A 4,801-nucleotide genomic window follows, 5' to 3' on the forward strand; every position below is an offset into this window, starting at 1 on the left:
CTGACTCCATATCACCCCCCCCCCGCGCCGCGCGGGGGGGGGGGGGCCCCCCCCCCCCCCCCCCCCCCCCCCACGAACCGATCAGAACGGCGGCGGATCGTAAAGATTCACACCATGGAAGGTCCCGCCCGCGGTCATGATGACATCCGTGGCCTGATCCTCGCGCTCGCAATGGTGGATCTCGGCGGCGACGATACTGTATTCGTTCCGGAGGGACAGAAAAGCCTGACCGAATTCGATGCACCGGGCGTTCGGCTGCTTCATTCCCCCGGCCAGGGAAAATTCCACCGGCCCCGCCCCCTGTCGTCTCATCTTGTCGATCAATCGGTTGAACCCGGCGCGGAGGTTGTTCAGAAGCCCGTTCTGATCCTCGTCATATGACGCATGCCAGAGCCCGATTACCGCCTGATTCTGAACATTGAGACCTCTTGCGCACACGGCGATGCACGGCCCGAGGCCGACAGTCCCCAGAGCCGTTTCGGGTCCGGTGCAGACAATGGCCTTCATCCTGTCCATGGCGACGTCGCTGATCCCCAGGCTCGCGGGAACGTCCCTGCGACGGACCCGGGTCATCCGGCCGGTGCCGAACAGGCGGGAACCGGCCGCCAACTGGTCGTACCGTGCCCTGTCGCGCTGCGACAGCACAGGCGGAGGCGGCCGGACCGGTGCCGGGTTGACGAACGCCTGCTGCTGCCATCCCGGCTGGACGGCCTGCATCTGGGGCATGGGATGCTGTGGCGGAGCGTAGTTGGCCTGCCCATACGGCGTGGCTTGCGCAGGCCCCCATCCGCCCCCGGCCGGCTGCGGCGGGACGACAGGCGCGTATGCCGCGGTATACGGAGCCGGCGGCTGTGCCGGGTTGAAGACGGGCTGATAGGCGGCCTGCAGATATCCGCCCGGAGCTCCGAACCCGGGCGGAGGCATCTGCAGCTCCGGCAGGACGGGCAATCCGAGCGCATCCGCCAGCTGGTCCACGAATTCCCACCCGTCCCTTCGCAGGATCCGAACCAGCTCCTGCAGATCCGCCTCGGAGGCGCCTCTCTCGTGCAGATCCTGAACTGCCCGAGGAATGCTGACGTTTGCCAGCGCCAGCGCATAGGCCCAGATCGTCATATCCATCGCACACCCCGTTCACCGATCCTGTCACCGACTTTCATCAGATCTGGTAACGGCGGGATTCGATGGGAGGCCGAATCGGGTTGCGGATGTAACGGTCGCGTTGCAGGCGAGCGGCCCTCACCCGGCCTCGCCGTCCAGCGCCGCCAGGATCCGGTGGGCGGCCTGCAGCCGCGCCGCGATCGGGAAGTTGCGGTTCGCCAGGATCACCACACCGATGCCGCGGGCGGGAACGAAGGCGACATAGGCGCCGAAGCCGTTGGTGGAGCCGGTCTTGTTGATCAGCACCTCGTCCCGCGGCGGCAGCGGCGGGTCCAGCCGGGTGGCGGGGTTGGGCTTCTGGCTCATCTCCGAGGAATTCACAGCCAGCAGCCGGTCGAGACCGGTCGGCCAGTCGACCATCTCCCAGCCCAGGCCCTGGGTCATGTCGCCGACCCTGTAGTAGCCGGCATGGGTCGCGGCGATGGCGCGGCGGAGCGTGTCGTCCAGCCTTGCGCCGTCGATGTTGGCCTCGACGAAGCGGATCATGTCGGCCGCGGTGGTCTTCACGCCATAGGCCTCCGAATCCAGCACGCCCGGCGTCACCCGGACGGGCTTGCCGGCCTTCGAGGTGCCCCAGGCGTAGCGGCCCATCTGGTCCGGCGGCACCCGGATATAGGTCCGGGTCAGGCCGAGCGCCGGGAAGATCTGCTGCTGCATCAGCTCGTCGAACGGCTTGTTCAAGCTCCGGGCGGCGAGGTAGCCGAACAGGCCGATGCTGGGGTTCGAATAAAGCCGCCGGGTGCCGGGGGCATAGGCCGGACGCCAGCTGCGGTAGAAGGCGATCATCCGGTCCGGATCGGTGACATCGTCCGGGAACTGCAGCGGCAGGCCGCCGGCGGTGTAGGTGCCGAGCTCGAGCAGGCTGATGCGGTCGAAGCTGCTGCCGGCCAGCCCCGGCAGGTATTTGCTGGCACTGTCGGAGAGGGACAGGGTCCCCTGCAGCTGCGCGGTGGCGGCGAGGGTCGCGGTGAAGGTCTTGCTGACCGAGCCGATCTCGAACAGCGTGTCCTCCGTCACCTTCCCGCCGCTGTCCTTCGCGGCGACGCCGTAGTTGAAGAAGGACTGCCTGCCCTGGACCGTGACCGCCACGGCCATGCCCGGGACGTCATTCTCCGCCATCACCGGCCGGATCGCCGCGTCGACGATGCGGGCGAGCGGGCCGTCCGCGGCGCGGGCGCCGGGGACGCGGGCGTCGGGGACCAGGGCGGCGAGCATGCCGAGCGCGAGCACGAGGCACCGGCGCGATACCGAGATCGTCAATCCTGTCTCCATGAGTGGCTGTCGGGGCGCCCGTCCGGAGCGGCGCCGCGAACCCTGGATAGGCGGAAATGATGGCCTGTCCAAACGAGGATTTCTTCGCTTAGACATGAGCTGAAATTGGCCAAAATCTTGGTTTGCGACAGGGAGCGGGCGTGCGCCATGGCTGGAGGGATGAAGGGGCTGGTGCTCGGGCTGGTGGTGGCGAGCACCGTGCTCGGCCTGACGGGAACCGACCTGGTGCTGCCGGCGGTGCCGTTCCTGCCCGAGGCGCTGGGCGGCGACCCGGCCCAAGCGCAGCTGGTGCTGGCCGCCTATGTCGCCGGGACCTGCGTCGGGCTCCTCGCTTATGGCGCGCTGGGCGACCGCTTCGCCACCGGCCGGCTGTTCGCCGTCTCGCTGCTCGCCACCGCCGCCGTGTCGGCAGCCTGCGCGGCAACGGAGGGGATCGGCCCGCTGATCGCGCTGCGGGCGCTGCAGGGCGCGGTCGCGGCCGGGCCCGCCGTGTTCGCGCCGGGCATCGTCCGGGCGCTGTTCGACGAGACCCGCGCGGTCCGGGCGCTCGGGCTGCTCGGCAGCATCGAGGCCCTGGCCCCGGCGCTGGCCCCGATCCTCGGCGCCTGGCTGCTGGCGCTCGGCGGCTGGCGGCTGCCCTTCGCGGTGATCGGCGCGGCCGCGCTGGCGCTGGCGGCGGCGATCGGGATCAGCGGCGCCCTGCCCCAGGTCGGCCGGCGGCCACGCGGCGGCTATGCCCATCTCCTGCGCGATCCCGCCTTCCTGCGCTATGCGTTGAGCCAGGCCTTCGTGCTGGGCGGGCTGCTGACCTTCGTGTTCGGCATGCCGGCAGTGTTCGTGCGCGCCCTCGGCGGCAGCCTGGCCGATTTCATCACCATGCAGGTCTGCGGCATCGCCAGCTTCATGCTGGCGGCCAACCTGGCCGGCGGGCTGGCCGGCCGTTTCGGGGCTGAGCGCGTGATCGCCGCCGGCACCGGGTTCGCCGCGCTGGGGGCCGCGGCGATGCTGGCCTATGGCGCGCTGGGCGGCACCGCCCCGCTGGCGATCGCGGCGCTGTTCGTGCCGATCAATGCCGGGCTCGGGCTGCGCGGCCCGCCGGGCTTCTACCGGGCGGTGCTGGCGGCGCGCGGCGACGATGCCCGCGGCTCCGCCCTCGTCGTCCTGGCGATCCTCGCGGTCACGGCGGCCGGCACCGCCGCGGCCGCGCCGCTGATCGAGCAGGGTCTGGTGCCGCTGGCCGCGATCGCGCTGGGCTTCCACCTGATGGCCGTGCTCTGCCTCGCTGCGCTGCCGCGGCTGCGGGAGAGCCAGGGCTGAGATCGGTCAGTGCGGCAGCACCACCTTGCGGGCGTGGATGTCGATGACGGAGAATTCGCGGTCGGGGAAGCAGCGCGCCCCGACCTCCAGCGCCACGCCGGAATCGGCGTAGAAGCACATCACCTTGCCGCGGCGGACAAAGGCGTATTGCGAGGGCGCGGTCGTCGCGGAGTCGGCGAGGAACCGCTCCAGAGCGGCAACATCCGTCCTGCCGACATGCCCGTGCCCGGCCATCGCCGCCTCCCCGAAGCCGCCCGCCGCATCCTAGGCCCGCGCCGAGCCGGAAACCATTGATCGATCGTCCTACTGTCCCGATTTTGCGGGCGATGTCGGGAATCGATGCTCTCGGTCGTCCTTGGGTCAGGAGCGGCTCTGCGCACGGCCGCGCGACCGAGGAAGGAACACCGCGATGAAGGTCACCCAGCATCTCTGGTTCGAAAAGGACATGGAGGCCGCGATCGGCTTCTACACCGCGCTGATCCCCGGCTCGGCGGTGCACTGGGTCACGCCGCTGCCGGCCGACACCCCGAGCGGCCCGGCGGGCAGCGTCCGGATCGCCTCCTTCACCCTCGGCGACCAGCGCTACCAGGCGATCGAGGCCGGGCCGCTGGACCCGTTCAACCACGCCTTCTCGATCAGCGTCGAATGCGACAGCCAGGCCGAGATCGACCGGCTGTGGGACGCGCTCGGCGAGGGCGGCGCGATCGAGCAATGCGGCTGGCTGAAGGACCGCTGGGGCCTGTCCTGGCAGATCGTGCCGAAGCGGCTGGGCGAGCTGATGGGCGATCCCGACCAGGCCAAGGCCAAGCGCGTCGCCGAGGCGATGCTGCAGATGGTGAAGCTCGACATCGCCGGGCTGGAGGCCGCGGCGAAGGGCTGATGGGGTCCGGCGTCCTCCGCCGTTCTAGAGACCACTTGGAAATGCTACTGGCGCGGCCGTCTGACGGCGGTTTCTGCGCTTTCGGTGCTCACGGACTATAACGTCCGCTGCGCGCCGGTTCTCGAAACCACCGCCAGCCGACTCACACCAGCGCATTTCCAAAAGGTCTCTTAG

Annotated in this window: 5 protein-coding genes; 2 read left to right on the forward strand and 3 right to left on the reverse strand. The window is 70.0% G+C overall.

The genetic code is table 11. The features are described 5' to 3' along the window. Positions 1 to 81: 81 nt before the first annotated feature. Together AAHM41_RS38940 and ampC are read right to left on the reverse strand one after the other, a co-directional pair. Positions 82 to 1,119, reverse strand: coding sequence for a hypothetical protein (locus tag AAHM41_RS38940; protein ID WP_342242011.1), 1,038 nt, complete (start codon positions 1,117 to 1,119; stop codon positions 82 to 84). A gap of 117 nt (positions 1,120 to 1,236) precedes the next feature. Beyond that, the gene (gene ampC / locus AAHM41_RS38945; protein ID WP_446719522.1) at positions 1,237 to 2,373 is read right to left on the reverse strand and encodes a class C beta-lactamase; all 1,137 of its coding nucleotides are present in this window, start codon (positions 2,371 to 2,373) and stop codon (positions 1,237 to 1,239) included. A 204-nt stretch (positions 2,374 to 2,577) separates the two neighbouring features. Between ampC and AAHM41_RS38950 the strand changes: the two genes are divergently transcribed. Then, on the forward strand, positions 2,578 to 3,747 hold the full coding sequence (locus AAHM41_RS38950) for an MFS transporter (RefSeq protein WP_342242013.1): 1,170 nt from the start codon (positions 2,578 to 2,580) through the stop codon (positions 3,745 to 3,747). Between the two features lie 6 nt (positions 3,748 to 3,753). On the opposite strand, the gene AAHM41_RS38955 is transcribed toward AAHM41_RS38950, so the two are convergent. Continuing rightward, entirely contained in the window at positions 3,754 to 3,981 is a 228-nt protein-coding gene (locus AAHM41_RS38955) for a hypothetical protein (RefSeq protein ID WP_342242014.1), read from the reverse strand. A 175-nt stretch (positions 3,982 to 4,156) separates the two neighbouring features. Here AAHM41_RS38955 and AAHM41_RS38960 point away from each other — a divergent pair, with 175 nt between their 5' ends. After that, positions 4,157 to 4,627, forward strand: a complete 471-nt coding sequence (locus AAHM41_RS38960; RefSeq protein WP_342242015.1) for a VOC family protein — start codon at positions 4,157 to 4,159, stop codon at positions 4,625 to 4,627. Positions 4,628 to 4,801: the final 174 nt, after the last annotated feature.

The organism is Inquilinus sp. OTU3971 (assembly GCF_038440215.1).